Origin of the sequence: Vibrio genomosp. F6 (genome assembly GCF_005146325.1) — a bacterium.
Lineage (GTDB): Bacteria > Pseudomonadota > Gammaproteobacteria > Enterobacterales > Vibrionaceae > Vibrio > Vibrio cortegadensis.
In genome coordinates, this window is record NZ_SYUT01000010.1 from 159,670 (window position 1) to 179,840 (window position 20,171).

Below are 20,171 nucleotides of genomic sequence, written 5' to 3' on the forward strand. Positions count from 1 at the left end.
GTTCGCTTTTTTTGTTTTAGTCTATTGGTTTTAAGGTGATGACTTCTGTGATTGAGTAGGAGAATGCACTTTCTTACTCTCATTTTCTAAGTTGCTAGCAGTTATCTTCTCCAATATGGAGGTTTAGTTGCTAGTAAACTGACCAATTTGGCACGTTTTGAATGTTTAGTAGCCAAACAGTCTGAAAATAGAAAAAATAGTGTTGACTCAACTGCTCTAATCCGTAAAATGCATCCCGTACCCAAGAGGAGCTCAACGAAATAAGTGAGCAACTTAACGGTGATAAAGGCGCCTTGGCAGAGTGGCTATGCAGCGGATTGCAAATCCGTGGACCTCGGTTCGACTCCGGGAGGCGCCTCCATTCTCTCTTTTAAAGAAGAATGAAATGCGATACTAGCTCAGTTGGTAGAGCGCAACCTTGCCAAGGTTGAGGTCATCGGTTCGAACCCGATGTATCGCTCCAAATTTGAATGTAGCGTTATGGCGACGATACATAAGATGGTGTCTAACCACTCTTCATTGAGTTACTGGTTAGGAGCATCGCAATAAAGAATTGCGTGCCCTGGTGGTGGAATTGGTAGACACAAGGGATTTAAAATCCCTCGGCGTTCGCGCTGTGCCGGTTCAAGTCCGGCCCGGGGCACCATCTATAAAAGTCTGCATTCTATGAATGCAGCAATGCGATACTAGCTCAGTTGGTAGAGCGCAACCTTGCCAAGGTTGAGGTCATCGGTTCGAACCCGATGTATCGCTCCAAATTGAAGAAGCCCGATCAGAAATGATTGGGCTTTTTTTCGTCTGAAATAAATAGATTGGGTGCGCAACCTTACCCAGGGTGAGGTCACGCCTAATGTTTTGAAGAGAGGGATCTTGTGTGTCGCTCTCATTAATACCAATCGTAGTAAATAACTGGTCATCCTAGCTTGTTAAAATACTCGATAACGGCGTTAGAAATTTTGATTGTAGAATAACTACTTATCGAAAATTTCTGCCTTGTTCTCAAGCATTTTTTCCTACGCTTTTTATGACCATCTACTTACTGTGATTGGTATAATTAGACAGAAAGTAAATTGCCCTGATAGAAATCCCCGTTTTTTTTCCGCTGTCGTTAACAGGTTAAGAATTTATTCTAAAGATGATCTGCTCTTTATTTGTCCAAAGAATGTTGGCTTTAACAACCTTGTCATTAAAAAATTGCAATCGCATTATTGTTTATGTTACTTTTCCGCCCAATCTCGGAATGAATCTGGGGGAGACGCGTAGTGAGCATTCTGCTGATTGTGAAACTGCGTAGGGTAGGTATTAGTTAAGCCTTTTAACTAATAGACGGGATACTAATGGTGCGATGCATCATGTTAATGGGAAACCCAACATTGAACTCAATTAAACTGCTTTTAAAAATCAGCTTTATACTTCCAACCTGTAGCATCATTACAGAACCTTGATCGCCTGAAGTTTAAATTCGTCATCGTTGAATGACCGTTTTCCCGAATCCGCAATATGCAGATCCGGCGCTTTAGCTACCCTAAAATTATTATTACACACTAATATAAACGTAATTTAGGGCTTATATATTTAGGTATTTGTATGAGTACAGTTTTTGATATCAACGCATCGAGTGTTGATGCCTTAGTTTCTATTCAAGTCCCGGTGACTGACGGACTATATGATCTTACGCTTGACCAAGCGTTGCTGGACCAGGCTGAGCATGAATCAGAAGTCCGTTCTTATCCTCGTCGTCTGCCTATTGCAATCAAGCGTGCATTTGGTGCATTGGTTGAAGATACGCGCGGTCAAATTTATTTAGATTGTCTTGCCGGAGCTGGAACCTTGGCTCTTGGTTATAATCACCCGGAGATCAATCAAGCACTGAAATCTCAGCTTGACTCCGGATTACCGTATCAAACTTTAGATATTACTACTGAGGTTAAAAATCATTTCATCAAACAGGTGAAAGCATTTCTGCCTCAAGATTTTTCACATAATTCATCGATTCAGTTTTGTGGTCCCTCAGGGGCCGATGCTGTGGAAGCTGCCATCAAACTTGCTAAGCAAACAACAGGTCGTAATACCATGTTTGCATTCCGTGGTGCTTATCATGGGATGACTAACGGAACCATGGGACTGATGGGGAACTTAGGCACCAAAGCGCGTAGAACGGGTTTAATGTCTGACGTTCACTTTATGCCATTCCCATATAATTTGCGCTGTCCTTTTGGTATTGGCGGCGATGAAGGTGCCAAGCAGAGCATTCGATACATTGAACGATTATTGAATGATGATGAAGCGGGTATCATGAAACCGGCAGCGATCATTGTTGAGCCAGTTCAAGGTGAAGGCGGTGTTATTCCTGCCCCTGCATTCTGGCTTAAAGAGTTACGTCGAATTACTCTTGAGCATGGAATTTTACTTATCTTAGATGAGATCCAATGTGGTGTAGGTAAAACTGGTCATCGCTTTGCATTTGAAGAGGCGGGAATTACGCCAGATATACTCTGCTTATCGAAAGCCATTGGTGGCGGTTTACCAATGTCTCTCTTAGTGTTTAGCAAAGAGATCGATACCTGGAAAGCGGGTGAACATACTGGAACATTCCGTGGTAATCAATTAGCTATGGTGTCTGGTGCTAAAGCACTAGAGATCATTGAGCGAGATAACCTTGTCGAACACGCTAAAATTGCAGGGCAGTACTTACGCTCAGGGCTTGAAAAAATTCAGAGCAAGGTTAATTGCATCGGTGAAGTTCGCGGAAAAGGTTTAATGCTCGGGCTCGAAATTGTTCAGCCATCAGGCGAGCGTAATAAATTTGGTGAGCCTGCTTCAGATGGCGACTTAACGCTTGCGATTCAACGTGCGGCATTAGAGCGTGGGTTGATGATCGAAAAAGGCGGACGTGATGGATCGGTAATTCGTTTCTTGCCGCCGTTGATTATTTCGTTTGAGCAGATCGACTTTGCATTAAAAGTAATAGAAGAGGCGATCATTGCATCAGGCGGTGGGGTGACAAATACGCCTGAAAACCTAGCATGGAAAAAGCACTTCATTCACACCGGTGAATTTGGTAGCCAAGAATTTGCAACGGTAATGAATCATACCACTCAAGCGATGAAATCTGTGTTTGAGCAAGTAGAAACACCCTATTCGGCAATGGATCCTCTTGATCTTGAAACTGCAATCAATAACGTTAATTTGAACAGCAAGAATGCAGTACTCGCAGACGTGATTGATGACACTGCCGAGCTTGTGGCAAAAAACTCAATATTCGTTCAGCACCCAGATTGCATCGCTCATCTACATACGCCGCCTTTACTTTCATCTGTTGCCGCTGAATCAATCATCGCTGCGTTGAATCAATCAATGGACTCTTGGGATCAAGCTTCTTCAGCAACATATGTTGAGCAACGCGTTGTAGATTGGGTGTGTGATAAATTCGATTTAGGTGAGAAAGCCGATGGGGTCTTCACCAGTGGTGGCACTCAGAGCAACCTTATGGGGCTTCTAATAGCCCGAGATTGGATTGCCGACAAGTTCGATCAGCACTCGATTCAAAAGTTGGGACTACCTGAATATGCGTCTAAGTTACGTATTTTGTGTTCCAACAAGTCGCATTTTACTGTTCAGAAATCCGCATCGTTATTAGGTCTCGGAGAAAAGTCAGTGGCGTGTGTGGATACGCATCCTAACGGCACGATTAAAACAGATGCACTCATCGACACGATAGAAGAGCTTAAATCTGAAGGGCTGATCCCGTTTGCTTTAGTGGGAACAGCGGGAACCACCGACCACGGTGCGATTGATGATCTCAGCACTCTTGCAGATATCGCGCAGCAGCACTCGATTTGGTTTCATGTTGATAGTGCTTACGGCGGCGCACTGATCCTTAGCGGTTCAAAAACTCGTTTATCTGGCATTGAACGTGCTGATTCAGTCAGTGTTGATTTCCATAAACTGTTCTTCCAAACCATCAGTTGTGGAGCAGTGTTAATTAAAGATAAAACGAATTTTAAATATCTGCTTCATCACGCTGATTACCTAAATCGTGAGCATGATGAACTACCTAATTTAGTCGATAAATCTATCGCGACAACGAAAAGATTCGATGCGCTAAAAGTCTTCATGACGATGCAAAACGTTGGGCCACAAGTTTTAGGTCAAATGTACGATCATTTATTGGCGCAAACGCTGGACGTTGCGGATTTAGTGCGAGGCTGCAATGATTTTGAATTGCTCGCGGAGCCTTCTCTCTCTACGGTACTTTTCCGTAGTACACCGAAGAACTGCATAGATCTGAATCAGCTAAATAAAAATCTAAGGCTTGAGGCTCTAACTAAAGGGGTTGCAGTGTTGGGAGAAACGGTTGTTGATGGGCATTCAGCGCTCAAATTTACCATTTTGAATCCATGCCTTGCGCTATCAGATTTTGATTCACTTCTTACAAAGATTAAAACACTAGCCATTGAGTTAGTAGAAAAAGGAAATAAATAATGTCTATTTTACAAATTGGCGCAGGTGGCGTTGGTTGGGTTGTTGCACACAAAGCGGCACAAAATAATGAAGTACTTGGTGATATCACGATTGCATCACGCACCATTTCGAAGTGTGAGAAAATCATTGAATCAATCAAAGGTAAAAACAATCTTAAAGATCCATCGAAAAAATTAGAAGCTCGAGCAGTCGATGCGGATGATGTTGAAGCGTTAGTGGCATTAATTAAAGAAGTACAACCAGATTTGGTTATCAACGCGGGTCCTCCATGGGTTAATATCACCATTATGGAAGCGTGTTTACAGGCTAAGGTGTCATATTTAGATACTTCAGTGGCGGTGGATCTTTGTTCTGAAGGGCAACAAGTTCCTCAAGCTTATGATTGGCAGTGGGGCTTCCGTGAGAAGTTCGAAAAAGCGGGTATTACTGGCATTTTAGGTGCAGGCTTTGATCCTGGTGTTGTGAGTGTTTTTGCTGCTTATGCGGTTAAGCATTTGTTCGATGAAATTGACACCATCGATGTCATGGATGTTAACAATGGCGATCACGGTAAGAAGTTTGCGACAAACTTTGATCCTGAAACCAACATGTTAGAGATCCAGGGCGACTCTTTCTACTGGGAAAACGAAGAGTGGAAACAAGTCCCTTGCCACACTCGTATGTTGGAATTTGATTTCCCTAATTGTGGTAGCCATAAAGTGTACTCAATGGCACATGATGAAGTCCGCTCGATGCAAGAGTTTATCCCAGCTAAACGTATTGAGTTTTGGATGGGATTCGGCGACAAATACCTGAACTACTTCAATTGCATGCGTGACATTGGCTTATTGAGCCCAGATCCACTGACTTTGCATGATGGTACGGTTGTTCAACCTCTGCATGTACTTAAAGCGCTACTGCCAGACCCAACCTCACTTGCTCCGGGATACACTGGCTTAACGTGTATCGGTACGTGGGTTCAAGGTAAGAAAGATGGCAAAGAGCGTAGTGTGTTCATCTACAATAATGCAGACCACGAAGTGGCTTATGAAGATGTAGAGCACCAAGCGATTTCATACACGACTGGTGTACCAGCGATCACGGCAGCACTGCAATTCTTCCGTGGCGAATGGGCTGACAAAGGCGTGTTCAACATGGAACAGCTAAACCCAGACCCGTTCCTAGCAACAATGCCTGAAATCGGTCTAGATTGGCATGTTCAAGAGCTAGAGCCCGGTCAGCCGCATATCAATATTCTTAAATAATCACTGAGAGATTATTTGCTTCCAAGCCGATGTTGAACATCGGCTTTGTTCGATTTAAATAGTGATATAAAGATGCAGAAGAGTGAATTGAAAACCCCTTACTTTATGATTGATGAGAGTAAGCTAGTTGCAAATTTGGAAAAAGCGAAGTACTTGAAAGATATTTCAGGCGTTAAGTTAGTATTGGCTTTGAAATGCTTTTCTACGTGGGGCGTGTTTGATCTTATCAAACCCTATCTTGATGGGACAACCAGTAGCGGTCCATATGAAGTGAAGCTTGGACATGAGACCTTTGGTGGAGAAACTCATGCTTATAGTGTGGGCTACAGTGAAGATGACGTGCGTGAAGTCGCTGATATTTGCGATAAAATGATCTTTAATTCCCAGAGCCAATTGGCTGCGTACCGTCATATTGTAGAAGACAAAGCATCAATTGGGCTGCGTTTAAATCCGGGAGTGAGCTATGCAGGACAAGATCTAGCCAATCCTGCGCGTCAGTTTTCACGTTTAGGCGTCCAGGCAGATCAAATCAATCCTGCCGTTTTTGACTCACTGAATGGTGTCATGTTCCATATGAACTGTGAGAATAAAAGTGTTACTGCATTCAAAGGGTTACTTGACTCTATCTCGCTTCAATTCGGAAAATACCTTGATGAGCTAGAGTGGGTGAGTTTAGGTGGTGGTGTTTTCTTCACGTGGCCAGACTACGATATAGATACGTTAGGCTTAGCATTAAAAGAGTTTGCAGAGCGTCATGGTGTACAACTGTATCTTGAGCCAGGTGAAGCGATTATCACCAAAACAACGGATCTCGTGGTTACCGTTGTGGATATTGTTGAGAATGGTAAAAAAACGGCGATTGTGGATTCAGCTACTGAGGCACACCGTCTTGATACGCTTATCTATAACGAGCCAGCATCAGTATTAGAAGCGTCTGAAAGTGGTAGCCATGATTATGTGATTGGTTCATGTTCGTGCCTTGCAGGCGACCAGTTCTGTGAAGCAAGCTTTGACGAGCCACTGAACATTGGTCAAAAGCTGCATCTGTTGGACAGTGCGGGTTACACCATGGTGAAACTGAACTGGTTCAATGGCCTTAAAATGCCATCAATCTATTGCGAGCGCAGCAATGGTGAGGTTCAGATGCTGAATGAATTTGGTTATCAAGACTTTAAACGTTCATTGTCGCAATGGTCGGTTAAATAACAGAATTTATTATTCATAGAAATAAAAAGAGCAGCTAATGAGCTGCTCTAATTTGTATTTTCCAATTCGCTGCTCTGTTAGCTGTTTTTATTTTTGTACATCTCATGATCAGCCGCGCTCAGTAACATATCCGCCGACGTTTCTGCTTTGGTGTGTACAACATGACCAATTGAGGCTGAATATGAGATATCTAGCCCATTAAAATCTACTGTGGTGGTCATCGCTTTTGTTATTCTTGAAGCTAACTGCTCTGTTTCGTCATCGTGTATTATATTCGGGATCATGATGACAAACTCGTCACCGCCTATTCTTGCAAGTGTATATTCCGTTTTAATCATATTTTTTAACGTTTGAGCGCAACGGGTTAATACTCGATCTCCAGCAGCGTGCCCCCATGTATCATTGATGTATTTAAATTTATTGAGATCGATAAATAACAGTCCGATATTGTTACTTGTTGAGTCCTTTAGAGCTAAGTCCATCATCTTCGTGAGTTGGTTTAGATTCGATATCTTCGTCAACGGGTCATGGCAAGCTTGGAATTCTAACTCGGACATGAGGCTTTGAGACTGTTTCAAAGATACTTTAAGTTGTTTCACTAAAGGTAAAACTAAAAAAACACCACTGATAGATACAAGTAGGGCAACGATTACGCTTAAACAGGTGTAGTCACTCTCGAATATATTTTCGGTTGAAACTGGGAAACTGATTTCTCGAACACCACGAAAGTCGCCATCTTTCCAAGTTATACCAGTGTAATCTGACTTGGCGTTATGGCAGTTAAGGCATGGTTTTGACATATAAATAGGTGTGATCAAGGTGATCATGTTTTTTTCGCCGCTATCCATTTTTTCATACTTGAAAATATCTTCGGTATTTCCTTGTTCAAAATAAGTAAGAGCAGATTTCTGAGAATCATAAAGTTGTCTGTCTTTTCTATTTTCGAATGGATATTGGCTATAAATTTCAACGGATACATCAGAAAGTTGCTTGTTTAATCGTTGACCAAAAGCATTGCTGAATGTGATAGGGAAAGGCAAATCATGATCATTATCTAAGTAATTTAAACTTGTTTTTGCTCCTGATGCTTTAGCTCTCGGAAGAATTTCATCAGAGTAATATTGATGTAAAAGTGAAAGTGTATTGCTGTATATGATAGCCGTATCTTGTGCGATACGGTTATAAGTGGAATCTTTATAATATTGGCTACCGATGAGGAATAGGCAAGATACAGAGAGAATATAAATAAATATTACAGACGTAATATTCTTAACCAATAAACACTTTAACGATTTCATTATAATTGGATACCTTTTTTACCGTTCGATATTCTATCGAATGGCGAACGGTATATCAAATAGTATCCATAATGGGGCGTAATTATTCAGACCCTGTATGGTTATGCTTCTAAAATTACTCGTGTATCTTCGCTTAATGCTTCCAGTTCACTTGCCACATCTTCTATTTGTACATCCACAGGTAAGCGAATCGATAGAGTCGATGTGAATAAGCTCGAACTCACACCACCACCACCAGCGATGAATACCCGTTGGCAATCCATATCTAAAATACTGATTCCCTGTCCATCCAAAACGTGTGTAATTTCATTCACGATGCCAGCTCGATCATTTGAATCAAGTCGTAGTTGATAGATGGTATCAACTTCATGTGCAGTGCTTGCTGAATCAACGATATCGACCATTAAATTTTTTTGTGCTTTAAATGCGGCTTTGACGGTTTCGGCATTGGCTTCGGGAAGTTCAATTTTAATCACCGCGGCTACTTGGCTTTCTATGAAATTAACCTTGCTTATCAACCATTTACCACCATTTTCGTGAGTTGTGGCTGCAAGTTCTTTTATGGTTGCTGGTGAGGCTTTACCGACGAAATTTACAATAAATGTACTATTCATATTTTATTCCCTCTTCTAAATACCAGTCATACATCTAACCTACTGGTTGATAACTATTTTATTTATATCCTTGGTTTTAGTGTAGAAGGTCTGTGGTAGGAATAGTTGATGAATATCAATTTTTTGGCCTAAGCGAAGGTCGGAATCTCAAATATCAAAACTCAGACACAAAAAAGCGGCAACAGAGTGCCGCTTAAATTGAAGATGTTTATATTAAAAAGTGATTTTTAAATCAACGCCGTAATACTGATTGTCGTACGCGGCACCAGCATCAAGGGCAAACTTGGCAGCATCTTGATTATTACCCCAAGGCTTATTGTTAAAGCTGAATTCGGCTTCACCGCCCCATGCATCACTTACCCAGTAATGGATATGACCGACTGGGTTTAGGAAAAAGAGTGATACGTCACCAACGGTTTCAGACCCCATTACTTCACCACCATTCGCCACAATCTCTTGTTCTGTTTCGAACATGATTTCACCAGCAACAGCACCAAAGAAAGGAGTAATGAAAATATCTTGCCATGAAGGTACTTCTGCAAAGGCTTCTACACCATATTCCCAGAAAAATGTGGACATAGTGAACGAGTACATGAATGACTCAAACTCATTAAACCCAGCATGGCGAGCAGCAGTGTAATAAACACCACCAAAATATGGGTGAGCAATGTAGTTAAGGAAGTGTTCATCGCGGTCCCATGTAGGGCCTGAAGTCACGTTATCTTTCCATTTGCTGCCAATATTGCTTAAGTCACGATCTTCAGCATCCCATTTGGTGATACTTTCAGGAAGTAAAGTCATCAAACCTACAGTCGCAACGCTAAGACCTAAAATTGTGTAAGTTTGACCTTTCAAGTAGTCCCAATCTTTCTCACTGCGAGGATTCATATACAAAGGCAGTTCAGGTTCTGAAAAATCTAAGCTTTGATCTGACGTTAGGGCATAAGAATTGCTTGTGTTGTAACGATAAGAGTTATTATCTAGGCAAAACTCTTGTTTGCAATCAACGGTATAGGAAAACTCAATATCTTGGCTAATATTGCTGTTTGCGTGGACTGTTACAGAAGATGACAGTGCTAGTCCTGCAATAGTTTTCATTAATACGGTTTGCTTTGACACGGATTGCTCCAAAGAGTGGGTTATTACGATCAAGATCGCAATTATCCATGAATAGAGCATGCTTGAAAACACTAAATAGGTAATTTTTCTGAAACTTATTGTGTAAAAGCGTTGTCTGATACTAGATCAGCGACATTTAAATACCCCCAGAGTATCAATGCCCGATTAAGTCATCGTGCACCAAAGGAATATATTATGTTGAAAATTGCAATGTTGAGTACTGGTGAGGAAGTCCTTCATGGTGACATTGTTGATACAAATGCTGCATGGTTATCGAGTAAATTCTATCAACACGGTTTTGGGCTATCTAAGCGATCAACCGTTGGTGATCAGCTTAGTGCTCTCACAGAAGAGTTTTTAATGCTGAGCTTTAATTACGATGTGATTATCGTAAATGGCGGTTTGGGGCCAACAACTGACGATATGAGTGCTGCCGCTGCTGCTAATGCTTCTGGCGAAAAATTGGTATTGTTTAGTGATTGGCTGAAAAAACTTGAAGCGATGTTTAGTGCTAGAGGTGTGGTAATGCCAGACAGCAACTTAAAACAAGCGATGTTGCCAAGTAATTCCGAGATTATTGATAATCCGATAGGCACTGCTTGTGGCTTTAAAATGAAAATTAACGATGCGATTTTCTATTTTACTCCTGGTGTACCTAGTGAATTCAAGCGAATGGTACAAGATCAAATATTGCCCGATTTGAAGATGTCTCAACCAGACGTTGAGCAGTCTGAATGCAGCCGTTTATTTACTTTTGGTTTGTCAGAGTCAGGGATTTCTGATTCATTAGATCAACTTAAGTTACCTGCTGGCTACGAACTTGGCTATCGTTCATATTTACCTTTTATTGAGGTCAAGTTATTTGGCCCTAAAGATGGGTTAGAAGTTCGGATAAAACTACTGCAGATGATCTATAAGCTGCTAGAAGCTCATGTTGTCAGTGTAGATGAACCTATGTTGACGCACTTAGGGCATTTATTGGTTGATCAAAAGAAGACATTGTCGATTTCAGAGCAATCCACAAGAGGCTCCTTATCTTCTTGGTTACAGAGTGATGAGCTTATTGAAAGCTGTTGTGGGCATTCATGGATAATGAGCTCGTTAAATGAATCCCCTGGTGATGGGGGAGACCCTTTAGCCGCGGCGTTTGCTTTAGCAGCGGCTACACGAGAAAAGTGTGCGACTGATATTGCGTTAGTTACTGGAAAAATAGAGGAAAATCAATTTTCAGTTGCACTAGCAACACAAACTGGTGAATGGGGGCAGGTTCTTGAGTTTAAAAGAGACTACAACCGCAATGATGCTCGAAAAGTCATCAGTACAGTGGCGTCAGATATGTTGAGGCGTCACCTTGAAGGTAAGCCGATGTTTGTTCAGTATGGTTCACTGAATAGGATAAAAGAGCTGTTTATACCCGTGAGTGTTATTCAAGCTTAACCGCATAGTCAGCTCGCTGTAATTTTGTGCGCCGAAAAAGGTAAGCCGATGATAAATCAGCTTATCTTTTTTTAATCTTTATCTTAATTATCTATAAGTAATCGATCTATCGCTTAACTCAATGATTTTATGAGGATGATTTTTATGTCTCACTTTTGATACGCGCGAATAAAAAATAAACGGTTAAACTGACTCTAGTACTCATCAATGGATAGTGAGACTGGAGGCAAGGATGCAGCAACAATCAAAAATAAAAGTTTTGTATCAAATCGCAAGTCAGGAAGTGGTATTAGGGGAGATTTTCAATAGCGCCAAGGGAGACATTGTCTCATTATGGCGTGGTTTTCCGAGTTCATTTCATCAACTTCCTAAGCAAGGTTATCGGTTGTCACTGTTTGATGATGATGGAAAACACATTGGGGATAAATCAGTTTCAGTCGATACGGCGGATATGATCTTGCTCGAAACTAAAGTGGGATAACGTTAAACGAGTAATAAATAAAAAAGAAGAGCCAGCGCGGTGAGGCGTTGGCTCTTTCGTTTTTGGAAGTCTTGAAGGGTCGAATACTTAGCCGAGGTGTAAAATTTAGCAAATCAGATGGAATCTAAGCTCGCTGTTTTCTGACCGAATAGTTCACACTACTTAACGCAACATCAGTTTTTGCTCGACAGACACAAGGTAAGATCTCGTCATCGTTCGTATATGCCATTGCAAAACCAACATACTCGACCTCACCAGATTCTAGTTTGCAGCGACATGCGCCACAATGACCATCTCGGCAATTATACTCAGGGGTCAGCCCTGATTGCTCCATGGCCTCAAGTAGAGTGCTAGATGAGTTAGACTGGATAGAGGTCAAGCCGTTAATTTTGAGTGCTGGCATTACAGTTCAAAACCTTCGAAGTCATCCGCACTTACTTCGTTATCAATTTGACCTACGAGGTAAGAGCTAATTTCTGCTTCTTGAGGCGCAACTTGTACGTTGTCTGATGATAACCAAGCGTTGATCCATGGAATTGGATTCGAAGTCGCATGTGGGTAAGCGATGCCTAAACCGACAGCCTGCATACGAATATTGGTAATGTATTCAACATACTGACATAGAATGTCTTTGTTCAAACCAATCATTGAACCGTCTTTAAATAGATATTCTGCCCACTCTTTCTCTTGTTCGGCAGCGGCTTTAAACAAGTCAAAACAGTCCTGCTTACACTCTTCTGCAATCTGCATGAAAGAGAAATCATCTTGACCATTACGCAGAATATTAATCATATGCTGAGTACCTGTTAGATGAAGCGCTTCATCACGAGCAATCAGCTTGATGATTTTTGCGTTACCCTCCATCAACTCACGTTCTGCAAAGGCAAATGAGCAGGCAAAACTTACGTAGAAGCGGATTGCTTCAAGTGCATTCACGGACATTAGGCACAAGTAAAGTTTCTTCTTCAAGTTATGAAGGTTTACATCGACTGTTTCGCCATTAATATCGTGCTTGCCTACGCCATAACGGTGGTAGTCATTTGATGTCGCAATCAAATCGTCATAATAGTGAGCGATGTCTTTCGCGCGCTTTAAGATCTCTTCATTTTCTACGATATCGTCAAATACAACACTTGGATCATTGACGATGTTACGAATGATATGAGTGTAAGAGCGAGAGTGAATCGTTTCAGAGAAAGACCAAGTCTCGATCCAAGTTTCGACTTCAGGTAGTGACACTAAAGGAAGCAAAGCCACGTTTGGACTACGTCCTTGAATTGAATCCAATAAAGTTTGGTATTTCAAGTTAGAGATGAAAATATGCTTTTCATGATCTGGTAGTTTGTTGTAGTCAATACGGTCGCTTGATACATCAACTTCTTCTGGACGCCAGAAGAAAGAGAGTTGCTTCTCAATCAGTTTTTCGAAAATTTCAAACTTCTGTTGGTCGTAGCGTGCAACGTTTACTGATTGACCAAGGAACATTGGTTCTTTTAGTTGATCGTTTTTATTTTGAGAAAATGTACTGTAGGCCATGTGAACCTCTAAATCTTGTGAACTTATCAACCTAGTCGTTAGATTGAAGCAATAAAGCCTACCGTGGTTGGGTAGGCTACATTGGTGTTAAATTTTACAACCGCCGCCTTCGCAATCATCATCTTCCGGCTGAGCAGTGTCACCTTGGTCATCTTTAGCACCATCACGAGTGTTATGATAATAAAGCGTCTTCACACCGAACTTATAGGCTGTTAGTAAGTCTTGTAACAGCTTCTTCATTGGTACTTTACCGCTGTCATAAGCACTTGGATCATAGTTGGTGTTAGCAGAGATAGCTTGGTCAACAAACTTCTGCATGATGCCAACTAAGTGAAGGTAACCATTGTTTGAACCAATATTCCAAAGCAACTCATAGTTGTCTTTCAAATTAGCGAAATCAGGAACAACTTGCTTCAAAATACCATCTTTCGATGCTTTCACTGATACAAAACCGCGAGGTGGTTCGATACCATTGGTTGCATTCGATATTTGAGATGATGTTTCTGACGGCATTAAAGCTGTTAATGTTGAATTTCGTAGGCCGTGCGTCATGATCTCTTGGCGTAAAGTATCCCAATCATAATGAAGCTCTTCATCACAAATTAGATCGATATCTTTTTTGTACGTATCGATTGGCAGTAAACCTTTCGCATAATTTGTTTCGTCAAAAAGAGGGCATTTACCTTGCTCTTTCGCGAGTTCAACAGACGCTTTAAGCAAGTGATATTGAATAGCTTCGAATGTACGGTGAGTCAGAGCGTTTGCGCTGCCATCAGAGTACTTAACACCATTTTTCGCAAGGTAGTAAGCGTAGTTGATAACACCCACACCTAATGTTCTGCGATTCATTGTTGACTTGTAAGCCGCTGGCAAAGGGTAGTCTTGGTAGTCAAGTAGAGCATCAAGAGCACGAACCACAAGTTCAGACAGTTCAGCAAGATCATCTAAAGAATCGATGGCCCCAAGGTTAAATGCTGAAAGCGTACAAAGTGCAATTTCACCGCTGTCATCATCAACATTCGTTAATGGTTTAGTTGGCAGAGCGATCTCCAAACATAAGTTTGATTGACGAACTGGCGCAACTTTTGAGTCAAATGGACTATGAGTATTACAGTGATCGACGTTCTGAATATAAATACGACCCGTTGATGCTCGCTCTTGCATAAGGAGAGAGAATAGTTCTACTGCACGAACGGTTTCTCGTTTTACAGAAGCATCGTTTTCGTATTTAACATACAGACGTTCAAATTCATCTTGATCTTCGAAAAACGCATCGTAAAGACCGGGTACATCAGATGGTGAGAATAGGCTGATATTTCCGCCTTCAACCAAACGTGAGTACATCAGTTTGTTCAACTGAACACCGTAATCCATATGACGAACACGGTTCTCTTCAACACCACGGTTGTTTTTAAGCACTAATAGAGATTGAACTTCACCATGCCACAGTGGATAAAATACGGTTGCCGCACCACCACGAACGCCACCTTGAGAGCAACATTTTACCGCAGTTTGGAAATATTTATAGAAAGGTATACAACCAGTATGGAAAGCTTCACCATTACGGATTTCAGAGCCTAAAGCGCGGATACGACCTGCATTAATACCGATACCAGCACGCTGAGATACGTAACGTACAATTGAGCTCGCCGTTGCATTGATTGAATCTAGGCTATCACCACATTCGATAAGTACACATGAGCTAAACTGGCGCGTAGGAGTACGAACACCAGACATAATTGGTGTTGGTAACGAGATCTTGAATGTTGAAGCCGCATCATAGAAGCGCTTAATGTAATCAAGGCGTGTCTCTTTTGGGTATTTCGCAAATAAACACGCAGCAACCAAGATATACAAGAATTGAGCACTCTCGTAAATTTCTTTAGTTACACGGTTTTGAACGAAGTATTTACCTTCAAGCTGCTTAACGGCGGCATAAGAGAAATCCAAATCACGGCGGTGATCAATGATGCCATCAAGTTGGTTAAGCTCTTCGCGAGTATAGTCTTGCATGATGTGTTGATCATACTTACCCATGTCAATCAAACGCGAGACATGATCGTATAAAGCGGGTGGCTCGTATTGGCCATATGCTTTTTTACGAAGGTGAAATACTGCTAGACGCGCGGCTAAGTATTGATAATCAGGTGTCTCTTCAGAGATTAAATCTGCGGCTGACTTAATGATGGTCTCATGGATATCCGAAGTAGTAATACCGTCATAAAACTGAATGTGAGCTTTCAGTTCTACTTGAGATACGGATACGTTATGAAGGCCTTCTGCTGCCCATGTGATAACACGGTGTAGCTTTTCAAGATCAATGCTTTCTTTACGTCCATCACGCTTGGTGACAGTGAGTTGTTGGTTCATTCTGCTTTAGTTCCCTAACAAAACTGATAAAAGCCGTATTTTGAGTGTTTTTGTTTGCAATTATTGTAAATTGCGCTGCGGCTTTGTGATCTGAATCTACCCATATATTGTAGACTAAACACAAGATATAGGGGTAAGTTGTTTCGTGGCTACAAGATAGTGCTATCTATGATTATTTTCAAGGAGCAGTTTTGGACAGGGCTGTGGATAAGTAGGGGAAAGAAAAAAAACAGTTAGTAACCACTAACTGATGGTAACAGGGCGCACTTGATTGAATGAAATGGATGGTTTGCTGATGCTTTTAATTTGACCATTTACAAAAATAAATTCCTTGATCTTTGAACGAAACTGAGCAACAGATTTGTGGTGGTTAAAATAAAAACGGGTTGGTCAAAATGGAATCTAGAGCACGAAAAATAGGCTGAACTGAGCATCAAAAATATGATAATTGCAACTCAGTTCAGAGATATTTTTGAGAAAGATAAATCACACTAATCGAGTATGGACAATGTAGTTCACATCGACATTTGGGCCTAAGCGATAAGTGTCCATTAATGGGTTGTAATGTAGACCTGTGATCCCTAATTCTTGCAATGGTGTTTGGTCTACCATTTTGATGAGCTCGGCTGGACGGATAAATTTGTCATGGTTGTGAGTTCCGTCCGGAACGATTTTTAATAGTTTCTCAGCACCGACAATGGCAAATAGATAAGATTTAATATTACGGTTGAGAGTAGAGAAGAAGACATGGCCACCAGGTTTCACTAATTTTGCGCATGACTGGATAATAGAGAGTGGGTCGGGCACATGTTCGAGCATCTCCATGCAAGTGACGACATCGTAATGATGGGGATGGCTTTGAGCGTGATCCTCAATGGTGCTTTGAATATACGAGAGCTTTGTTCCCGTTTCTAATGCATGTAATCGTGCGACTTCTAATGGTTCTTTGCCCATATCTAACCCAGTAACAATCGCGCCCTCTTTAGCCATACTTTCAGCAAGAATGCCACCTCCACAGCCAACATCAAGAATCGTCTTGCCAAAAACACCGTCGGCTTTTTCTAAAACATAATTTAGACGCAGCGGGTTGATTTGATGTAGAGGTTTGAACTCACCTTCGAGATCCCACCAACGAGAAGCCATATCTTCAAATTTCTTAATTTCTAACGGATCGACATTTTGAGGTTTGCCAGAACTGATGTTTGATGCTTGATCTTTGATCATATTTTTCGTCATAGGTTGTTTCACAATAAGTGCTGAATGGGTGTAATAGTCTAACGTCAGATTAAAGAATGCAACCATGATGCTCGATTGCGTTATTGTCGTTTTTGAATGTGGTGACATAATGTCCAAGAATATGTATTTATATTGACTGCAAAACAACCTACTTTCAGTAAGATATGAATCGTCAGTGCAATTTTTCACCAATTGATTCGCCACCAAGCTCACAACATGATAAAAGGGCGATGAAAGTGATGCCGAATCAGGTAAATTTGTGTTATATTTTTTGGTCTTGTACGTATTAAAAATACGATCAGACTATAGAGGGAAAATGGCTCTATGAGCGATCTAGCTAAAGAGATCACGCCCGTAAACATTGAAGATGAGCTTCGAGGTTCATACCTAGACTATGCGATGTCAGTTATCGTTGGTCGTGCTCTTCCAGATGTGCGTGATGGCCTAAAACCAGTACACCGACGCGTATTGTTCGCGATGAATGTACTTGGTAATGATTGGAACAAAGCATATAAAAAATCTGCCCGTGTAGTGGGTGACGTAATCGGTAAATATCACCCACATGGTGATAGTGCGGTATACGATACAATTGTACGTATGGCACAGCCATTCTCACTTCGTTACATGTTGGTCGACGGTCAAGGTAACTTTGGCTCGATCGATGGTGATTCAGCGGCGGCGATGCGTTATACCGAAGTTCGAATGTCGAAAATTGCTCATGAGCTTTTGGCTGACTTAGAAAAAGAAACGGTAGATTACGTACCTAACTACGATGGTACTGAGCAAATCCCTGCGGTTTTACCAACAAAAATTCCAAACCTATTGGTTAACGGTGCTTCTGGTATCGCAGTAGGCATGGCAACGAATATTCCACCGCATAACTTAGGTGAAGTGGTAGATGGTTGCCTAGCGTTTATTGATGATGAAGACATTACTATCGATGAGCTAATGGGATTCATCCCAGGCCCAGATTTCCCGACGGCCGCTATGATCAGCGGACGTAAAGGCATCATTGATGCTTATAAAACGGGTCGTGGTAAAGTTTACATGCGTTCAAAAGCGGATATTGAAGTTGAGAAGAATGGTAAAGAGACCATTATTGTCACTGAAATCCCGTATCAAGTGAACAAGGCTCGCTTGATTGAAAAGATCGCAGAATTGGTAAAAGACAAAAAAGTTGAAGGCATTAGTGCACTACGTGACGAGTCTGATAAAGACGGTATGCGTATTGTTATCGAATGTAAGCGTGACGCTGTGGGCGAAGTTGTTCTAAACAATCTTTACTCTCAAACTCAGCTTCAAACGACTTTTGGTATCAATATGGTTGCGCTTGATAATGGCCAGCCGAAATTGTTTAACCTAAAAGAGATGATCAAGTGTTTCGTTGATCACCGTCGTGAAGTTGTAACTCGTCGTACTATCTTCGAACTTAAAAAAGCTCGTGATCGTGCTCATATCCTTGAAGCACTAGCACTAGCATTAGCCAATATCGATGAAATCATCGAACTTATTCGTAACGCAGCAACACCAGCTGAAGCAAAAGTTGGTCTGGTTTCTCGCGGATGGGATTTGGGTAATGTTGCTTCTATGCTTGAACGTGCAGGTACTGACGCGGCTCGTCCAGATTGGTTAGAAGATCAATTTGGTATTCGTGACGGTCAATACTTCTTAACTGAGCAACAAGCTCAGGCGATTCTAGAACTGCGTTTACACAGACTAACAGGCCTAGAACACGAGAAAATCTTAGATGAATATAAAGATTTGCTCGAAGTTATTGCTGAACTTATGCATATTCTTGCTAGCACTGAACGCTTGATGGAAGTTATTCGTGAAGAGCTAGAAGCAGTTCGTGACGGTTTTGGCGACCCTCGTCGTACAGAAATCACAGCGGCAATGCACGATATTGATATGGAAGATCTTATCACTCAAGAAGATGTGGTAGTGACGCTTTCTCACGAAGGTTACGTGAAATATCAAATCCTTAGCGACTACGAAGCTCAGCGCCGTGGTGGTAAAGGTAAGAGTGCAACTAAGATGAAAGATGAGGATTACATTGAGCGTTTGCTTGTTGCTAACACTCACGACAATATCTTATGTTTCTCTACTCGTGGTAAAACGTACCGCTTGAAAGTATATCAATTGCCTCAAGCGAGCCGAACCGCTCGTGGTAAGCCAATCGTCAACATTCTTCCACTTGAAGAAAATGAACGTATCACGGCTATCCTACCAGTTACTGAGTTTACTGAAGATAAGTTTATCTTTATGGCAACTGGTGACGGTACCGTTAAGAAGACATCATTAGCAAGCTTCTCTAACGTTCGTTCAAACGGCTTAATTGCGGTTAACTTACGCGACGAAGATTCACTGATTGGTGTTGACATTACTGACGGCGAAAGTGACATCATGCTGTTCTCTAAAGCGGGTAAAGTGGTACGCTTCAGTGAAGATAAGGTTCGTAGCATGGGACGTACTGCGTCTGGTGTACGTGGCATGAAGCTAGCGGAAGATGACCAAGTTGTGTCTCTGATTGTTCCTTCAAATGAAGGCGACATTCTAACTGTAACGCAAAATGGTTACGGTAAGCGAACGACGCTTGCTGAGTACCCAACGAAGGGTCGTGCAACACAAGGTGTAGTTTCTATCAAAGTATCAGATAGAAATGGCCCAGTTGTTGGCGCGGTACAAGTTGAGGAAGGTGATGAGATGATGATGATCACCGACGCTGGTACTCTAGTTCGTACACGTGTTTCTGAAGTTAGCCAAGTTGGTCGTAACACTCAAGGTGTGACGCTAATCCGCACGACTGAAGACGAAAATGTAGTTGGTTTACAACGCATTGATGAAGTCGAAGAGTCTGAAGTTTTGGACGGCGAAGATGTAGAAGGTCATATTGCTGAAGGTGAACAACCTGCTAGTGATATCGCTGAATCTTCTGACCAACCGGAAGCTCCGACTGAAGGTGGCGATAGCGAAGAGTAGTCTCAAGACTCACTGAGCATTCTCCCCAAAAACCGAGCCTTTGTGCTCGGTTTTTTTATCCATAAAATACATGACTTTTATTGATCAATCTTACAATTTACAAGCAAAAACAGATTGTAAGTGCCTAATTGATATACCATAAACTGATAATTAGAGTGAGAGGAAA

General features: G+C 41.6%; 13 protein-coding genes and 4 tRNA genes. 10 read left to right on the forward strand and 7 right to left on the reverse strand.

Translation table 11 applies throughout. The features are described 5' to 3' along the window. The first annotated feature begins 287 nt into the window (after window positions 1-287). The 7 genes from FCV43_RS01290 (at window position 288) to nspC (ending at window position 6,935) form a co-directional block, all read left to right on the forward strand. A tRNA-Cys gene (locus tag FCV43_RS01290) sits at window positions 288-361 on the forward strand. Between the two features lie 26 nt (window positions 362-387). After that, a tRNA-Gly gene (locus tag FCV43_RS01295) sits at window positions 388-463 on the forward strand. A gap of 96 nt (window positions 464-559) precedes the next feature. Continuing rightward, window positions 560-646: transfer RNA gene (locus FCV43_RS01300), tRNA-Leu, on the forward strand. A 34-nt stretch (window positions 647-680) separates the two neighbouring features. After that, window positions 681-756 (forward strand) — tRNA-Gly (locus tag FCV43_RS01305). 831 nt (window positions 757-1,587) lie between these two features. After that, window positions 1,588-4,485, forward strand: a complete 2,898-nt coding sequence (locus FCV43_RS01310; RefSeq protein WP_136993785.1) for a pyridoxal phosphate-dependent class III aminotransferase — start codon at window positions 1,588-1,590, stop codon at window positions 4,483-4,485. After that, window positions 4,485-5,729, forward strand: coding sequence for a carboxynorspermidine synthase (locus FCV43_RS01315; RefSeq protein WP_017054570.1), 1,245 nt, complete (start codon window positions 4,485-4,487; stop codon window positions 5,727-5,729). Before FCV43_RS01310 ends, FCV43_RS01315 begins: the two co-directional genes overlap by 1 nt. A 72-nt stretch (window positions 5,730-5,801) precedes the next feature. Next, window positions 5,802-6,935, forward strand: coding sequence for a carboxynorspermidine decarboxylase (gene nspC, locus FCV43_RS01320; protein ID WP_136993786.1), 1,134 nt, complete (start codon window positions 5,802-5,804; stop codon window positions 6,933-6,935). Between the two features lie 77 nt (window positions 6,936-7,012). Here the strand turns inward: nspC and FCV43_RS01325 are convergent, their stop codons facing one another. From FCV43_RS01325 to FCV43_RS01335, 3 genes are all read right to left on the reverse strand, one after another. Continuing rightward, window positions 7,013-8,233: a diguanylate cyclase domain-containing protein gene (locus FCV43_RS01325; RefSeq protein WP_136993787.1), complete on the reverse strand. Its 1,221-nt coding sequence runs from the start codon at window positions 8,231-8,233 to the stop codon at window positions 7,013-7,015. Window positions 8,234-8,334: 101 nt separating this feature from the next. Further along, window positions 8,335-8,847: a glycine cleavage system protein R gene (locus tag FCV43_RS01330; protein WP_017054567.1), complete on the reverse strand. Its 513-nt coding sequence runs from the start codon at window positions 8,845-8,847 to the stop codon at window positions 8,335-8,337. A gap of 213 nt (window positions 8,848-9,060) precedes the next feature. Then, the gene (locus tag FCV43_RS01335) at window positions 9,061-9,945 is read right to left on the reverse strand and encodes a DUF3943 domain-containing protein (protein ID WP_040887335.1); all 885 of its coding nucleotides are present in this window, start codon (window positions 9,943-9,945) and stop codon (window positions 9,061-9,063) included. A 216-nt stretch (window positions 9,946-10,161) separates the two neighbouring features. Here FCV43_RS01335 and FCV43_RS01340 point away from each other — a divergent pair, with 216 nt between their 5' ends. Continuing rightward, window positions 10,162-11,403 carry a CinA family nicotinamide mononucleotide deamidase-related protein gene (locus FCV43_RS01340; protein WP_017054565.1) on the forward strand — a complete coding sequence of 414 codons (1,242 nt, stop codon included), beginning with the start codon at window positions 10,162-10,164 and terminating at the stop codon, window positions 11,401-11,403. 232 nt (window positions 11,404-11,635) lie between these two features. Beyond that, the gene (locus FCV43_RS01345; RefSeq protein WP_017054564.1) at window positions 11,636-11,884 is read left to right on the forward strand and encodes a hypothetical protein; all 249 of its coding nucleotides are present in this window, start codon (window positions 11,636-11,638) and stop codon (window positions 11,882-11,884) included. A gap of 124 nt (window positions 11,885-12,008) precedes the next feature. Here FCV43_RS01345 and yfaE read toward each other — a convergent pair whose 3' ends face one another. The 4 genes from yfaE to ubiG form a co-directional block, all read right to left on the reverse strand. Further along, complete coding sequence (yfaE, locus tag FCV43_RS01350; protein WP_136993788.1) at window positions 12,009-12,287, reverse strand: class I ribonucleotide reductase maintenance protein YfaE; 279 nt, start codon at window positions 12,285-12,287, stop codon at window positions 12,009-12,011. Further along, a complete protein-coding gene (nrdB, locus tag FCV43_RS01355; RefSeq protein ID WP_017054562.1) occupies window positions 12,287-13,420 on the reverse strand; it encodes a class Ia ribonucleoside-diphosphate reductase subunit beta in 1,134 nt (377 codons plus the stop codon). The genes yfaE and nrdB overlap by 1 nt, the downstream gene beginning before the upstream one ends. 87 nt (window positions 13,421-13,507) lie before the next feature. Next, complete coding sequence (nrdA, locus tag FCV43_RS01360; RefSeq protein ID WP_136993789.1) at window positions 13,508-15,790, reverse strand: class 1a ribonucleoside-diphosphate reductase subunit alpha; 2,283 nt, start codon at window positions 15,788-15,790, stop codon at window positions 13,508-13,510. Window positions 15,791-16,276: 486 nt separating this feature from the next. Next, window positions 16,277-17,014, reverse strand: coding sequence for a bifunctional 2-polyprenyl-6-hydroxyphenol methylase/3-demethylubiquinol 3-O-methyltransferase UbiG (gene ubiG / locus FCV43_RS01370; RefSeq protein WP_084654926.1), 738 nt, complete (start codon window positions 17,012-17,014; stop codon window positions 16,277-16,279). A 336-nt stretch (window positions 17,015-17,350) separates the two neighbouring features. On the opposite strand from ubiG, the gene gyrA reads away from it, so the two are divergent. Next, window positions 17,351-20,005, forward strand: a complete 2,655-nt coding sequence (gene gyrA, locus FCV43_RS01375; RefSeq protein ID WP_136993790.1) for a DNA topoisomerase (ATP-hydrolyzing) subunit A — start codon at window positions 17,351-17,353, stop codon at window positions 20,003-20,005. Window positions 20,006-20,171: the final 166 nt, after the last annotated feature.